Origin of the sequence: Castellaniella sp. FW104-7C03, from assembly GCF_040276085.1 — a bacterium.
Classification (GTDB): Bacteria; Pseudomonadota; Gammaproteobacteria; order Burkholderiales; family Burkholderiaceae_B; genus Castellaniella.
Genome location: NZ_JBELOK010000003.1, coordinates 34646 through 49331, shown reverse-complemented (window position 1 = coordinate 49331; position 14686 = coordinate 34646). Strand labels below are relative to the sequence as shown.

Sequence of the window (14686 nt, the reverse complement as noted above, 5' to 3'; positions counted from 1 at the left end):
GGTGACCTTGCATGTGGTTGGTCGTAATTACGCAACATCGGTGGGCTGAACTGCGCCCCAAAAGTTGGACAGCTAGGTCAGCTTTGGGAGATATGAATGTGTCACAGATATTCGGAGCAGACAAAGCTGGCAACGGTACTAGCGTATCTGGCGGGGACGGGGGCTCAAGGCCAGCGGCCCGGGCTGGCAGACCCGGATGAATGAGGCATTGAAGAAAGTTGTGGTCAGGAAGCAGTCGTAGGGTGTCAGTTGCAGCGGTGCGCCCCCTACAACCTACCCCTTAAGCTGCTCAGCAACCGTTTCAGCCATCGGCGTCGTCGGCCTGCCAATCAGCGTACTCAGCTGATGCTGATCATCAAAAAGGCCGCCTTGCGCCGCGCCGTTGTCAGAATCTGAGATCAGCTCCGCAACTGGTTCAGGTAGGCCAAAGCCCATCAGCGCCGATTTGTATTCCTCTTGTGGCAGGTTCACATAGCGGACAGGCTTGCCGGATCGGCGCGAGATTTCGGCCGCAAACTCCGTCAAGGTATAGGCGGCGTCCCCCGCCAGTTCATAAACCCGCCCGGCTTGATCAGGTAGCGTCATTATCTTGGCGGCCGCGGCGGCGTAGTCGGCCCGCGATGCCGACGAGATTTTCCCGTCGCCGGCGCTGCCCATCAGCGCACCATGGGCCAGCGCGGTGGGGATCGCCATTGCGTAGTTTTCGGTGTACCAGCCATTGCGCAGAACCACAAACGGGATGCCTGATGCTTTAAGCATGGCCTCGGTTTTCTGGTGTTCGTCCACCAATCCTAGCGGGGAGGTATTCGCGTGAAGAATGCTTGTGTAGCCGATCAGCTTGATGCCGCAGTGGATCGCCGCGTTAATCACGGCCTGATGGTGGGCAACCCTTTGGCCGACCTCGCTTGAAGAGATCAGCAGCAGCTTGTCTGCACCGGCAAGTGCAGTTTTAAGCGATTCTGGCTGCGTGTAATCAGCCTGATGCACTTGAACGCCAAGCTGCGATAGATCGGCCGCTTTTGCGGGATCGCGTGCCAAGGCGACGATGCTGGAGGCGGGTTCTGTGTGCAAAAGGTTTTTGATAACCAGACGGCCAAGCTGCCCTGTGGCCCCTGTAACAACGATCATAGCCAATTCCTTGGTTTGGTTGGATTCGGTATTCATGATATTTTCTTGCTTTATTTTTAACAAGTACGCACCAAAAGGTTAGTTTAAAGATGACAATCCCAACAGTCCTGGCCGAATCCGATACGTTCTCTGCGCAGCTTCGGCGCGGAGACCTTGTGCTGGGAGAGTGTCCATGTCGTGAGGTACTTAAAGACGTCACCAGCCCTTGGGGTGTGTTGCTGCTGATCGTGCTGATGGGCGGCGTGCGGCGCTTCAGCGATCTGCGCAGGATGGTGGGCGGTGTCAGCGAAAAAATGCTGTCGCAAACCCTCAAGCGCCTGGAATCACACGGCCTGGTTCATCGCAAGTCTTACGAGACGGTACCGCCCCGCGTGGAATACTCCTTAACCCCACTGGGAACAACAGTGGCCGAGAAGGTTGCCGCCCTGGCCGATTGCATCGACGCCATCCTTCCCGATATCCAAGATGCGCAGCGTGCGGCGCCTTCTCTTGAACACGCCTAAGCTGGAAGAGGTCCAGGAGGGTGACTTCAGCACTTTTGCGAGGTGGAGTACCGGGCGCCCGTGCCTGGAAGATTCAAAGCCCAAAGGTGCAAATAAGCAAGCGCCTATCATTACGTACAAAGATAATAATGGTGAACTACGGCATGTCCGCGTAGAGGTCGTTTCTGTAATATAGATTTCGGCTGTTAGGCAATGGGTGGCCGGAGACAATAATGAATATAGCATTGCCGGCAATCATTGCCTTTTTAATTATCTTGCCAGGGTTCGCTTTTCGTTCACGCTGGCAGGTTTTTGATGGTACCAAACTGGATTATTCTCCTTTTGGGCAGGTGGTTGTTAACGCGGTTATCTATGCGGCATTAATCCATAATGACGACCGATACCATTGATCACAGCACCCTATCGCGCTTGGTCGAGGCGGGCGCCTGACGGATTTTTCCGCAGTGGCAAAACGGATCAAAATCCTCGAACTGGCCTGGTGATCCCGCTTTGTGTCCACCATCATGGTGACATCCCAATCGGGGTGGAGTCATCATGGGCGAGATGGACGCGGCCTACCGCCGCTTGTTTCAACACAAAGAGTTACTGCGCGATTTGCTGGCCTGTGTGCTAAGTCCACGCCTGTTTGTCGTACTCGATTGGGATCACATGTTTCCGGTGCCTACCAATCACGTCAGCGACCGACTTCACCAGCGCACAGGTGATTGCGCTTGGCTGATTCCCCAGAAAAAACGGCCTTCCTTCAGCACAGCTGTAATGACCCAGCATTTCCTGCTCAGCTCAAGCGGCTAATGCAAAGGCTTCAGCCGGGGTTTTCATATTCAACGCCTGGTGTGGGCGTCGGTGGTTGTAAAAACGTATCCAGTCGCCAATCACACGGCTGGCATGCTGCAGGGTCTCGAAGCGGTGCCGATGGGTACATTGCTCTTTAAGCGTCCTGATCACCCGCTCGACCATGCCATTTTGCTGCGGGCAATGTGGCGTAATGAACTCCTGGCGAAGGCCATAGCTGCGCACCAACGCGGTGTAGCTACGAGAAGTAAAAACCAACCCGTTGTCTGACCGTAGAAGGAACGGCTCGGGGACGCGACCTAGCGTCCCGAACCGGGCAATCAGGGCATGCTCCAGCGCGCTGCTAGCGGTTGTTGCCTTGCCGCTACGAGACAGATGCCAGCCCAGCAGTTCCCGCGTATGGCAGTCGATCACCAGGGCCAACGTCGCCCAGCTATCACGGCCCGCCCAGATCCGACACAGGTCTGTCGACCAACGCTCGTTGGGTGCTGTGGCCACCGATGGCAAGGCCTGGATGCGAGGCCTAAAACCGATGGCCCGCTTCTTCACCTGCCAGCCCTTGAGCTGGAAGATACGCTGCACGGTATTCTTGTTAAAACCCAGCAAATGCGCCACAGTACGATACCCAAAAGAAGGCGATTCCTCAATCATGGCCTTGATCGGCTCGACGAACTTCGGGTCCATCTTGGGCGCGGCCTTCACCTGTTTGTAGTACACCGTGCGTCGGGGGATATTGAACCATTGGCACAGCTTGGAGATCGAGACGGTATACCCGTCGGCTTTTAGTCCCTGGCGGATCGTCTCGATCATTTCTCGTCCTCGCCCAACAGGGACTGCAATTTTTTTCTGGCACGTAGCTCCAACATCGCTTCGCCGTAGGCCTCTTGAAGGTCCTTGAGCTGGCGTTCATATTGCTCTCGGATGTCTTCGGGTTTGGCGCGTAATGCGTTTTCCATGCCCCGCTTGGCATCATCCATCCAGTTCTCAATCTCTGAGGGGGGCTGATCGTAGGCGCGGCTGGCTTCAGCGACTGTGGTCTTGCCCTGGATGATGTCCAGCACCAGCGCACTTTTGCGCTTGGCCGTCCAGCGTTTGATTTCGTCTTCCATCTTTGTGCTCATAGTGATTTCCTGAATTATCACCTGAGCAGGTTTTTAGTGGGTCAGTACACAGCAGGTGGCGAGAAAGTATGTTCGCCAGAACAGGTGCCGCCTCAAGGGCTATGTATTTTGCTGCTGCTCGAGCCGCAGAGCCAGTCTGATACCACGATGGCTCTGCGCTTGATCAGCTATGCCGGGCTAAGCTATCAGACCCTGCTGAATAGCAAGCTGATTGGCCTGCCACTGCCACCCGTGCTGCCGGTGGTGCTCTACAGCGGCCGACGCCGTTGGCGGGCACCCTTGGATATCAGCGGCCTGCTGGGTGATGTGCCAGAAGATTTGCGGCATTATCAGCCACGAATGCGTTATCTTCTGGTGCATGAGCGAGAATTATTGAAGGCTGCGGGCTTGCCAGATCGAAATCTGGCTGTGCTGTTGTTTCGTATGGGTAGTAGCCAGGATATTGAGTGTTGGCGCGGTTTGTTGCACACTCTGATTCAAGTGGTGCGAGAACAGCCCGAGCACGAGGAGCTAAACCGCAGTCTGACGATATGGCTGCTGCACATGGCGCAGCGCAGCGCTCCACCAGAAGAAGCGCTACCGCCGGTGAATACTTTACAGGAGCTGGATATGATGACTGCCGAAAAGCCCGGCCTCTGGGCACGTCAATGGTTGCGAGAAGGCCGCAGGGAAGGCCGCGCTGAGGGTCTGGCAGACCTGCTGCTAAACATGATTCAGCGTCGTTTTGGCCCGGTGCCCGACGACGTCACCCAACGCATCCGCGCGGCCCAGGCCTCTCAATTAGAAACCTGGTCGCTGAACCTCTTGGATGCCGCGGTTTTGGATGATGTGTTTCGTCCCGGACAGTAGGCAGTGGTGGCCGACTTAAGCCAAAGGAGGGAGCTTGAGCCCTCTTATAGGCGGATTTGCTCAAATCTACCAGTCCCAAATCTCCATGGCGACAGACGCCGTCCCGCTGACACGATCCTTTTCACCCGTACCCAAGTCGGAGGCTGGTGCCGATAAAGAAGCGCTTCGGTCACTCTGGGGCCATCAGAAACAGACCGGCTGGGAAGAGCTGGAAAAAGAATTTCGCTGCGTGATCCTGGCCGAGGCGGGCGCAGGCAAAACCTTTGAGATCACGGCGCGCGCAGCACTTGCAGGCGCTGGGCCGTGTGCCCAGGAAAACGAACTCGCAAACCAGCAAAGAACAGATATTCTGCTTCAAAGCCCTGCCGTGTCCTCGCCGGTTCCGATCGAGCTTAAATTGCTGGATAAGGGTTGGACAGGGCCGGCACTGTGCGAACGCTTGCGTAACCAGCTTGCCGGCGATTACCTGCGAGAGCACACCGCCGGCCACGGCATCCTGCTTTTGGTGTGGCAGGGCCGCACCACGTCAAAGCGATGGCAAATCGGCACCCAACGGGTAGGCCGGGAAGATTTGCCGGATGCGCTGCACCAGTACTGGGAGTCCGTCTCCGATCAGTTCCCCGGCGTTTCCGGGATCAGAGTGGTGTTGATCGATCTGACGGTTAGGGATGAGGTGTCAGGTGTTTGAAGTCACTCGTAAAGAAACAGCCTCTATGGTTTTCGTGATATCTGGCTTGCGACCCGGCCTGCGTCTATTGCTTCCAGGACTTCTGCCTCGGAGACCCCTAAAGCAGTAGCCAGTTTTTTGATGGTGGTGAAACGGGGGTCGGATGCTCCGTTTTCGAGACGAGCAATGGCTGGTTGGTGTGTATCAAGCAGCTTGGCCAAGTCTGCCTGGGATAAGCCAGCCTGTAAGCGGAGCCTGGTAAGTGGAAATTTTGTGTCTTTGGGCAGCGCCGCTGCTACCTGGCGGCGGGCACGCTTCAGCGCTGCCATTCTGCGTTGGTCGCCTTGTGCTGAAGCTGCGGCATAGTAGGTTGTCTTTTGCTTGGTTTCGGGGGGTGTTGCAGTTTTTGCCTTCATTTTGAAGCCCCTTTTGATTGTTCTGTGTATCCTGGTTGGATGATGGTTTATATAACATTAGTCGCGCTTCAACCGCATCAAAGGCAGTAGAATCCTCCACTGGATTTTCCTGTCAGGTGAAACCATGCCGATGTCCATCCCGGCTGCCTCGGCCGAGCCAAGCATCCTTACCCCTCAATCTGCGGTTCACGCAGACGCTCCCATCGGCATCCGGCTGCGCACAACCTTGCCGGCTTCGCACGCCCTGCAGTGGTTGGCCACTCATCAGCTGGGTTACCTGATCCAGCACCAAACCGGCACCGATGCGCAAGGCCCCTGGCAGCAGTTCTGGCTGCCAGGCCTGCCTGGGGCAGGCACTCGCACCCAACCGCAAGCAGTGGCCGGCGCATGGCAGCAGGCCAACGCTGTTGCGCCGCTCACGTCGGATACTGGCGCGCAAAACCTGGACACCACCGCTCTGGCCCACACCCTGGGCCTGTCTCCCGACACCAGCGACGCCGACCTGGACACCGAGATCCTGGCCGCGATGCTGCTGTCTCCGCTGGGGTTCGAGTTTCCCAGCCTCGCCGAGTGGCAGTCTGCGGTGCGGCTGCGGCGCTTTATCGTGCAGGCGGGCCGGCGCACGGTACTGGCGTTTGATACCGAGGAAGCCGAGCGCCCCGATTGCTGGCGCTGGACCGAGGCCACAGGCTTTGTGTTGCTGCCCGGGCATGAACTGATCCCGGCGCTGCAAGAGGCGCTGTGGCCGGATGTCTCGGGGCGTTTGTATTCGTTCTCGTGCTATCGAGCCACAGAGCACGTGGTGTTGCTGGGGCTGGCGCAAGAGCTGCAGATCAGCAACCCTGCGGCCCTGGCGGTGTTGCAGGCGCAGTGGCAGCGCAAGGCGATTCAGTCAGAGACGTTTCAGAATGCATTTTTGTACGAGTACGGCTCGCTGCAAACACCGCTGCCGTCTCACTATTATGTGCCGGGAGACCGCCTGTGGTTTCGCAACCCGGATGCGGTGTCGGCTGGTATCGAGGGCTACGAGGGCTCTTGGGTGTTTTATCTGGGGCAGGGGCGCTTTACCAATTTCTGGAAGCCGGGCCAGGCATACACGCTGGTGTCCAAGTGTGTAGAGCTTTACCACTGGCGCCATGGGGTGCGCACGGATGGCCCCAGCGGCCAGCCCTGGATGGACGAGTCCATCATCGAGGCCCGGGTGGCCGAAACCCTGGCCGATGCCCAGGCCACCCAGGCGGTGTTGCAACGCATGATGCGCTTGCGAGACCCCGCCGGGGTATACGCCGAGGGTGGCTGCATCGACGCCTCGCGCGAGGCTGTGCGCTGCGTGCATCCGCAAACCTTTGGTTTGCGGATTGCGGCTTGACACTACAAAAACCGGTCTAGTATCCGCCGGCTGGTGCGATCCAGCGCCTGGATGTCCCGTACCCAGAAATTGACGCCGCAGGCGTCGGCAATCAGCAGGCTGTTGGCGGGCAGGCGGCGGATGTCGTCTTCGCTTTTCAGTGTCAGCACGGTGGCGCCGCGGTCGGTGTCGATATCCCAGCGGCTGGGGGTGGCCCAGCCTGATGCGTGGTGGATGCGCAGGATCTCGGGCCTGAAATCGCGTTGCGCCAGGTCTTCGCCGATCAATCGCTTTTCAGCCTCGGGCAGCTGCGTCAGATCCGGGATCCAGGCGTGTTCTTGCGTCTGGGCGTCCACCAGCGAGATCCCCTCGTTTGGCGCGCTGATGGGAAAACTGCGCACGGGGGTTACCAGCACGTCGGGCCGGCCGGGGCGCTGCAGCAGCAGGCGGCCAAAGGTGTCCCGGGACAAGGTAAACGGCATTGTCCGTGGCGAGCCCAGGCGGAGTCCAGCGTGCTTGTCTGTCTGCGGCTCGGCCAGGGGGGGCGGTATTTGTTGTTTAGGCATTGTGCTCGTCTTCCGAGTGCAAGGGCTGCGACCCCCCCGCCTGCACGCTTTGCAGTTGTGCCTGGTACAGCCTGGCATATGCCCCCTGGCGGGCCAGCAGTTCATCGTGGCGGCCAATCTCCACGATGTTGCCGCTGTCCATCACCACCAGGCGGTCGGCCTCGCGCAGGGTGCTGAGGCGGTGGGCGATGGAGATCGTGGTGCGGCCTTTCACCAGGTTATCCAGGGCTTTCTGGATTTCGTTTTCGGTGGCGGTGTCTACGGATGACGTGGCTTCGTCCAGAATCAGGATGGGCGGGTCGATCAGGATGGCGCGCGCAATCGAGATGCGTTGGCGCTCGCCGCCCGATAAGGCCTGGCCGCGCTCGCCCACCAGAGAATCGTACCCATGGGGCAGGCGCAGGATGAACTCGTGCGCGTGGGCGGCGCGGGCAGCGGCAATGATGTCGGCCCGGCTGGCATCGGGGCGGCCGTAGGCGATGTTCTCGGCCACGCTGCCGTAAAACAGAAAGGGCTCTTGCAGCACCAGGCCGATGTGGCGCCGGTAGTCGCTGACCGCAAACTGGCGGATGTCGGTGCCATCCAGCCGGATGGCGCCTTGCGAGACATCGTAAAAACGGCAAATCAGGTTCACCAGTGTGCTTTTGCCTGATCCGCTTTGCCCCACCAGGCCTACCATTTCGCCTGGCGCAATGTCCAGGCTGAGGTCCTGGATCACGCTGCGGTTGCCGTAGCGAAACCCGATGTGGCTAAGCTCTATGCGGCCGTGGATGGCCGACATGGGGCGTGGCTGCGCGGGCTCTGGCACGTTGGAGACATGGTCCAGGATGTCAAAGATGCGCTTGCTGCTGGCCGCTGCCCGCTGGGTAACCGACACAATCCGGCTCATGGAATCCAGCCGCACATAAAAGCGGCTGATGTACGCCAGAAACGCCGTCAGCACGCCCACGGTGATGGCCTGGTGCGACACCAGCCAGATGCCCGACACCCACACCACCAGCAGGCCAAGCTCGGTTAGCAGGGTAACCGTGGGGGTAAACAGCGACCACAGTGCGTTGACCCGATCGTTGATTGCCAGGTTGCGGTTGTTGGCTTCCCTGAAACGCGCCACTTCGCGCTGTTCTTGCGCAAAGGCCTTTACCACGCGGATGCCGGGGATGGTGTCGGCCAGTACGTTGGTGATTTCAGACCACACGCGGTCGGCTTTCTCGAAGCCGTGGCGCAGGCGGTCGCGCACCCAGTGGATCATCCATAAAATCAGCGGCAGCGGCGCCAGCGTGGCCAGGGCCAGCCAGGGGTTGATGGACAACAGGATCACCGATGTCATCACGATCATCAGCACATCGGTGGCAAAGTCCAGCAGGTGCAGGGATAAAAACAGGCAGATGCGGTCGGATTCCGAACCAATCCGGGCCATGAGATCGCCCGTGCGTTTGCCGCCAAAGTATTGCAGCGATAACTGCTGCAGGTGCTGGTAGGTGGTGGTGCGCAGGTCTGCCCCGATGCGCTCGCTGACCCACGCCAAAATGGCGCTGCGCCCCCAGCCCAGGGCCCAGGCCAGCAGGGACGAGGCCAGCAACCCGCCCAGGTACAGGCTTACCAGCGGCCACTCGATGGGCTGGCCGTTTTGAAACGGGATCAGCACATCATCCATCAGGGGCATGGTCAGGTACGGCGGCACCAGGGATGCTGCGGTGGACACCAGCGTCAGTATCAGGCCGATGGACAGCTGGCGCCGGTAGGGGCGCGCAAAGCGCCACAGGCGCAGCAAGGCGCTGGCAGATGGGTGTTGTGGGGCGGCTGCCGGGGCAGGGGTGCCGGGGGTGTCTGTTGCTTGGGACGATTGCGCTGACTGGCGCAGGGATTCGAACCGTGCGGCCAGTTGCAGGGCCTGTGGGTGCTGGTCTAGCGTATAGCGCCAGCGCGCCAGGCGGGCATGGCTGTCTTGCAGGATCAGGCTGCCCACGCCGGCCTGATCGTGCAGCACCAGGTTTAGATCTGGCCGCAGCGGCCAGGATCTGCACTGCTGGGCATCTGTGCTGCACAGCAGCCAGCGGCGCGGGGTAAGCACCAGCAAACTGTTGCTGTAGTGCAACTGGGTGTCCAGATTAAGCGCCAGCCAGGCCAGTGCGGTTTCGTCGCTGGCCAGTTGGGTGGCCAGTGTGGTTTGCCAGGCGGCTGGAAAATCGGGCGGGTACAAAGGAGTTGGGCGCGCGTTGGCCACAGAATCAAGCATAAAACCCGGCATGGAGGGACGATGGCTGTGGAGGGCACCGCGGCCGGGGCCGCAAAAAGACGATAAACACGCCACAGAAAAATGCACTGTTGCGCGGGCGTCACAATTTTCAACTGTTTTTTGATGCTTGGCAACGGCTGGAAGATTAATATTGTGTGCCGCCTGCGCATCTTGCCTGGGCGGCTTTTTGGTCTCTACCAACTCTCTCTCTGCGCAAATGGTCCGGTGATGGAAAATAAAAATATTGAGTTTCTCAATATGGTGCATTTGCGGGGGCCAAATATCTGGGCGTACCGCCCGGTTATCGAGGCGCTGGTCGATATTCACGACCTCGAAGACTATCCCTCTAACCGTATCCCCGGTTTCTACGAGCGGCTGGGGGCCTGGATGCCCAGCTTGATCGAGCACCGCTGCAGCATCGGCGAGCGCGGCGGCTTTATGCAGCGCGTACGCGAGGGCACCTGGCCGGCGCATATCCTCGAGCACGTCACGCTGGAGCTGCAAAGCCTGGCAGGGATGCCCGGAGGCTTGGGGCGTGCTCGCGAAACCCCTTTGCGCGGTGTGTACAAAGTGATTGTGCGCGCCTGGTACGAGGCCCTGGCCCGTGAGTCTTTATACGCCGCACGAGACCTTGTGATGGCCGCGATTGAAAACCAGCCCTTTGATGTGGCGGGCACCGTCGAGCGATTAAAGGATCTGGCCGAGTCCCTGGGCCTGGGGCCCAGCACCGCCTGCATTGTGGATGCGGCCGACGACCGCGATATCCCGGCCATCCGCCTGAGCGATGCCAACTTGCTGCAACTGGGCTATGGGGTGCGCCAGCGCCGCATCTGGACAGCCGAAACCAGCCGCACCAGCGCCATTGCCGAGGGCATCTCGCGCGATAAGGATCTAACCCGCCAGTTGCTGCAGGCGTGCGGCGTGCCGGTGCCAGAGGGGCGCCTGGTGGAAAGCGTGGCCGACGCCTGGGAGGCCGCGCAAGAGATGGGCCTGCCAGTGGTGGTCAAGCCATCAGACGGCAACCATGGGCGTGGCGTATTTACCTGCCTGAACACCCAGGCGCAGGTAGAGGCCGCCTACGCAGTGGCGGTGGATGAAGGCAGCGGCGTGATGGTAGAGCGCTTTATCGAGGGCGACGAGCACCGCCTGCTGGTGGTGGGCGGGCGTCTGGTGGCCGCCGCCCGGGGCGAGGCCGCGATGGTGGTGGGCGATGGTGTGTCCACGGTGCTGCAGCTGATCGACACGCAATTAAACTCAGACCCTCGCCGTGGGCGCGACGAAGACCATCCCTTGAATGTGGTGCGCCTGGATGCGGCAGCCCGTCTGGAGCTTGAGCGCCAGGAGCTGAGTGGTGATGCCGTGCCTGATCGCGGCCGTGCGGTGATGATTCAGCGCAGCGGCAATGTGTCGATTGATGTGACGGATAACGTGCATGCCGATGTGGCCGAGATGGTGTCTTTGGCCGCCCGGGTGGTGGGCCTGGATATTGCGGGCATCGATCTGGTGGTGCGTGATATTGGCCAGCCACTGGCCGCGCAAGGCGGTGCGATTGTCGAGGTCAATGCCGGGCCGGGGCTGCTGATGCACATCAAACCAGCCATGGGGCAGCCGCGCCCGGTGGGCGAGGCGATTATTGCGGATCTGTTTCCTGCGCCCCAGGATGGCCGCATCCCCGTGGTGGGGGTGAGCGGCAGCCAGGGCATGACACCGGTGGTGCGCCTGGTGGCGCATCTGCTGCAGCTGGATGGCCGCATGGTGGGGCAGGCCTCGGCAGATGGCCTGTGGCTGGGTGCGCAGCAGGTGTTGGCGCAAGACAGCGCGCACTGGGAAGCCGCACGGCGCGTGCTGATGAACAGCGCCGTGGATGTGGCGGTGCTGGAGAACGGCGGCCGCGCCATTTTGGGCGAAGGCCTGGCCTACGACCGCTGTCAGGTGGGGGTGGTCACCAGTATCAATCCGGATATCACCTGGCCCGAATTCCACATGACCGAACCCGAGCACCTGCTGCGGATTTTTCGCACGCAGGTGGATGTGGTGCTGGCGTCGGGCGTAGCCGTGCTCAATGCCGATGACCCCCTGGTGGCCGGCCTGGCGCCGCTGTGCGATGGCGCAGTGATTTTGTTTGGCTTGCAGTCGCAGGGCGCGGCGCTGCAAGCGCACCTGGCTGCTGGCGGGCGGGCTGTGCTGCTGCGCGACCAGACGCTGGTGTTGGCCGAGAAAGGGGTGGAAATCCCCCTGGCCGATATGGCTAACCCCGCTCTGATGGCGCTGCAAAGCGATGTGCCTGCCGTGCAGGCCGCGGTGGGTGCCGTGTGGGCACTGGGTGTGCCGACAGAATCCATCCGTGTGGGTTTGCGCACGTGGGTGGCCGGACAAGGTGCCGGCGTGTCGGTGGCAGCATAAGAAGCAGGCGTGTTTTGCCCGGCCATGGGGCCGGGCAATGTGCGGGTTGGGCAGTTAACAGGATGAGTCCAATAATGGAAGTTTCTCGCGTGCGGGCCCTGCGTGGGCCTAATATCTGGTGCCGCCAAACGGCTATCGAGGCCGTGGTGCAATGCACGCCGGCCGAGGCCCTGAGCGCCGGGCTGGATGCCTTTGAAACCCGGCTGCGTGCGCGGTTTCCTGAGGTTGATATCCAGCGCCCGGCAGGGCAAACCGCCAGTGTGTCGCTGGCGCAGGCCCTGGCGGCGGCGGCTCTCAGCCTGCAGGCGCAAGCCGGCTGCCCGGTGGCGGTGTGCCGCACGGCGGCAACGCCCGAGGCCGGGGTGTACCAGGTGGTGGTTGAATACGCCGAAGAGTCCGTGGGCCGGCTGGCCTTTGATCTGGCCTGCACGCTGTGCCAGGCGGCCTGGGAAGATCAGCCCTTTGATCTGGCCGTCGCGCTGGCGCAGCTGCGCAGTTTGTACGACGACGTGCGCCTGGGCCCCAGCACCGGCTCGATTGTGCAGGCGGCGGTGCGCCGGGGTATCCCGTATCGGCGGCTAACCCAGGGCAGCCTGGTGCAGTTTGGCTGGGGGCGCCACCAGCGGCGTATCCAGGCCGCTGAAACCGATGCCAGCAGCGCCATTGGCGAGGCCATTGCGCAAGATAAGGCACTCACCAAATCGCTGTTGGCCTGGGCCGGGGTCTCCGTGCCCCAGGGCCGGGTGGTGGCGGATGCCGAAGACGCCTGGGCTGCTGCACAAGAGATCGGTGCGCCAGTGGTGGTAAAGCCGCAAGACGGCAACCAGGGTAGGGGCGTGGCCTGCAATGTGCAGGGGCGCGAGCAAATCCTGGCTGCTTATGCGGTGGCCCGCGAGCACGGCAGCCAGGTGATGGTAGAGCGTTATTTTCCTGGCCATGATTTTCGTTTGCTGGTGGTGGGCAATCGCATGGTGGCCGCCGCCCGGCGCGACCCGCCCCAGGTGGTGGGCGATGGCACGCACCGCATCCGCGAGCTGGTGGACCAGATCAACCTGGATCCTTTGCGCGGCGAGGGGCATGGCAGTTCGCTGACGCGCATCCAGCTGGATGAAACTGCCCTAAATACCCTGGCCAGCCAGGGCTATCAGGCGGATTCGGTGCCGGCGCCGGGCGTGTGCGTGGCGTTGCGCAATAACGCCAATCTCAGCACTGGCGGTTCAGCCACGGATGTCACCGATCTTGTGCATCCTGATCTGGCGGCCAGCGCGGTGATGGCCGCGCGTATGGTGGGCCTGGATGTGTGCGGCATTGATGTGGTAGCGCGCGATGTGTATGGGCCGCTCACCTCCGAAACCGGCTGCATCGTCGAGGTGAATGCGGCGCCGGGTCTGCGCATGCACTTGTCGCCGTCTTACGGCACGGGGCGCGATGTGGGCAGCGCCATGATGGATACCCTGTACGCCCCTGGCGAAGACGGCCGTATCCCTGTGGTGGCGGTAACCGGCACCAACGGCAAGACCACCACGGTGCGCCTTTTGGCACATCTGTGCACACGCCCGGGCGTGTGTGTGGGGATGACCAACTCGGATGGCGTGTATGTGGGTGCGCGCCGGGTGGATAGCGGGGATTGCAGCGGGCCGCGCAGTGCGCGCAATGTGCTGCTGCACCCGGATGTCGATCTGGCCGTGTTTGAAACAGCGCGTGGCGGCATCCTGCGTGAGGGCCTGGGTTTTGATCGCTGCGACGTGGCAGTCGTCACCAACCTGGGGGTGGGCGACCACCTGGGGATGAACTACATCCAGACAATTGAAGCGCTGGCCGCCGTTAAACGCGTGATTGTCGAAAACGTGGCCCCGGATGGCATGGCTGTGCTAAATGCCCAAGACCCGCATGTGGCGGCGATGGCCACGGTATGCCCCGGGCGTATCACGTATTTTGCGCGGGATGCGCGCCATCCCCTGATTGAAACCCACCGCGCCCAGGGCGGACGTGTGGCGTTTGTGGATCAGGGCGATCTGGTGTTTTCCGAGGGTGGGGTTGAAACCCGCATCCAGCTTGGCACGGTGCCACTGACGCGAGGCGGTACGCTGGGGTTTCAGGTAGAAAACGCCATGGCTGCGGTGGCCGCCGCCTGGGCCTTGGGTATTGACTGGGTGCAGATCCAGCACCAGTTGGCGTCTTTTGTCAGCGATGCCGCCACGGTGCCCGGGCGCTTTAATGTGTTTGATTATCGCGGTGCCATGGTGATTGCCGATTATGGCCATAACCCCGACGCCATCCAGGCGCTGATCCAGGCGGTTGACGCCTTGCCGGCGGGCCGGCGCATGGTGGTGATCAGCGGTGCGGGCGACCGCCGCGATGAAGACATCAGCCGCCAGACGGCATTGTTGGGCGAGGCCTTTGATGAGGTGGTGCTGTATCAGGACCAATGCCAGCGCGGCCGCGCCGATGGCGAAGTACTGGCACTGCTGCGCCAGGGCCTGGGCGCCGCCACCCGTACCCGCCGGGTGCAGGAAATCCACGGCGAATTCCTCGCCATTGATGCGGCATTGGCCGGTGTGCAGGCCGGTGATCTGTGTTTGATCCTGATCGACCAGGTAGAGGAAGCGCTGGCGTATCTGGCACAACGCGCGCAGCAGGCGCAACAGGTGGCGTGA

The 14686-nt window shown here is 61.3% G+C and carries 14 protein-coding genes and 1 pseudogene; 9 read left to right on the top strand and 6 right to left on the bottom strand.

Features of this window, described 5'->3' with window-relative positions; translation table 11 throughout:
* Positions 1–145: 145 nt before the first annotated feature.
* On the top strand, positions 146–241 hold the full coding sequence (locus ABS758_RS04245; RefSeq protein WP_350381310.1) for a BrnA antitoxin family protein: 96 nt from the start codon (positions 146–148) through the stop codon (positions 239–241).
* 32 nt (positions 242–273) lie between these two features.
* Here the strand turns inward: ABS758_RS04245 and ABS758_RS04240 are convergent, their stop codons facing one another.
* Positions 274–1128, bottom strand: coding sequence for an SDR family oxidoreductase (locus tag ABS758_RS04240; protein ID WP_350381308.1), 855 nt, complete (start codon positions 1126–1128; stop codon positions 274–276).
* Between the two features lie 89 nt (positions 1129–1217).
* Here ABS758_RS04240 and ABS758_RS04235 point away from each other — a divergent pair, with 89 nt between their 5' ends.
* The 3 genes from ABS758_RS04235 to ABS758_RS04225 all read left to right on the top strand — a co-directional run bounded on the left by ABS758_RS04235 (position 1218) and on the right by ABS758_RS04225 (position 2423).
* Positions 1218–1631, top strand: coding sequence for a winged helix-turn-helix transcriptional regulator (locus tag ABS758_RS04235; RefSeq protein WP_350380928.1), 414 nt, complete (start codon positions 1218–1220; stop codon positions 1629–1631).
* A gap of 212 nt (positions 1632–1843) precedes the next feature.
* A complete protein-coding gene (locus ABS758_RS04230) occupies positions 1844–2020 on the top strand; it encodes a hypothetical protein (RefSeq protein ID WP_350380926.1) in 177 nt (58 codons plus the stop codon).
* A gap of 145 nt (positions 2021–2165) precedes the next feature.
* Positions 2166–2423 carry an Rpn family recombination-promoting nuclease/putative transposase gene (locus tag ABS758_RS04225; RefSeq protein ID WP_350380924.1) on the top strand — a complete coding sequence of 86 codons (258 nt, stop codon included), beginning with the start codon at positions 2166–2168 and terminating at the stop codon, positions 2421–2423.
* Here the strand turns inward: ABS758_RS04225 and ABS758_RS04220 are convergent.
* Both ABS758_RS04220 and ABS758_RS04215 read right to left on the bottom strand, forming a co-directional pair.
* Positions 2412–3233, bottom strand: a complete 822-nt coding sequence (locus ABS758_RS04220; RefSeq protein WP_350380923.1) for an IS3 family transposase — start codon at positions 3231–3233, stop codon at positions 2412–2414. The two genes, ABS758_RS04225 and ABS758_RS04220, sit on opposite strands and share 12 nt — an antisense overlap.
* The gene (locus ABS758_RS04215) at positions 3230–3544 is read right to left on the bottom strand and encodes a DUF1153 domain-containing protein (protein ID WP_350380921.1); all 315 of its coding nucleotides are present in this window, start codon (positions 3542–3544) and stop codon (positions 3230–3232) included. The genes ABS758_RS04220 and ABS758_RS04215 overlap by 4 nt, the downstream gene beginning before the upstream one ends.
* Positions 3545–3580: 36 nt before the next feature.
* Here ABS758_RS04215 and ABS758_RS04210 point away from each other — a divergent pair, with 36 nt between their 5' ends.
* A complete protein-coding gene (locus ABS758_RS04210; RefSeq protein ID WP_350380919.1) occupies positions 3581–4393 on the top strand; it encodes an Rpn family recombination-promoting nuclease/putative transposase in 813 nt (270 codons plus the stop codon).
* 34 nt (positions 4394–4427) lie between these two features.
* The gene (locus ABS758_RS04205) at positions 4428–5081 is read left to right on the top strand and encodes a hypothetical protein (protein WP_350380918.1); all 654 of its coding nucleotides are present in this window, start codon (positions 4428–4430) and stop codon (positions 5079–5081) included.
* Between the two features lie 23 nt (positions 5082–5104).
* Here the strand turns inward: ABS758_RS04205 and ABS758_RS04200 are convergent, their stop codons facing one another.
* Positions 5105–5476 (bottom strand): helix-turn-helix domain-containing protein, encoded by a 372-nt coding sequence (locus ABS758_RS04200; protein WP_350380916.1) that lies wholly within the window; start codon positions 5474–5476, stop codon positions 5105–5107.
* 124 nt (positions 5477–5600) lie between these two features.
* Here ABS758_RS04200 and ABS758_RS04195 point away from each other — a divergent pair, with 124 nt between their 5' ends.
* Positions 5601–6845 carry a TGL-type protein-glutamine gamma-glutamyltransferase gene (locus ABS758_RS04195; RefSeq protein WP_350380915.1) on the top strand — a complete coding sequence of 415 codons (1245 nt, stop codon included), beginning with the start codon at positions 5601–5603 and terminating at the stop codon, positions 6843–6845.
* 2 nt (positions 6846–6847) lie between these two features.
* Here the strand turns inward: ABS758_RS04195 and ABS758_RS04190 are convergent, their stop codons facing one another.
* Together ABS758_RS04190 and ABS758_RS04185 are read right to left on the bottom strand one after the other, a co-directional pair.
* A complete protein-coding gene (locus ABS758_RS04190; protein WP_350380914.1) occupies positions 6848–7390 on the bottom strand; it encodes a cyanophycin metabolism-associated DUF1854 family protein in 543 nt (180 codons plus the stop codon).
* Positions 7383–9626 (bottom strand): cyanophycin metabolism-associated ABC transporter, encoded by a 2244-nt coding sequence (locus ABS758_RS04185; protein WP_350380912.1) that lies wholly within the window; start codon positions 9624–9626, stop codon positions 7383–7385. The genes ABS758_RS04190 and ABS758_RS04185 overlap by 8 nt, the downstream gene beginning before the upstream one ends.
* A 228-nt stretch (positions 9627–9854) precedes the next feature.
* On the opposite strand from ABS758_RS04185, the pseudogene ABS758_RS04180 reads away from it, so the two are divergent.
* Both ABS758_RS04180 and cphA read left to right on the top strand, forming a co-directional pair.
* Positions 9855–12002: pseudogene (locus tag ABS758_RS04180) on the top strand (cyanophycin synthetase); the annotation flags it as partial.
* A 101-nt stretch (positions 12003–12103) separates the two neighbouring features.
* Complete coding sequence (gene cphA / locus ABS758_RS04175) at positions 12104–14686, top strand: cyanophycin synthetase (RefSeq protein WP_350380910.1); 2583 nt, start codon at positions 12104–12106, stop codon at positions 14684–14686.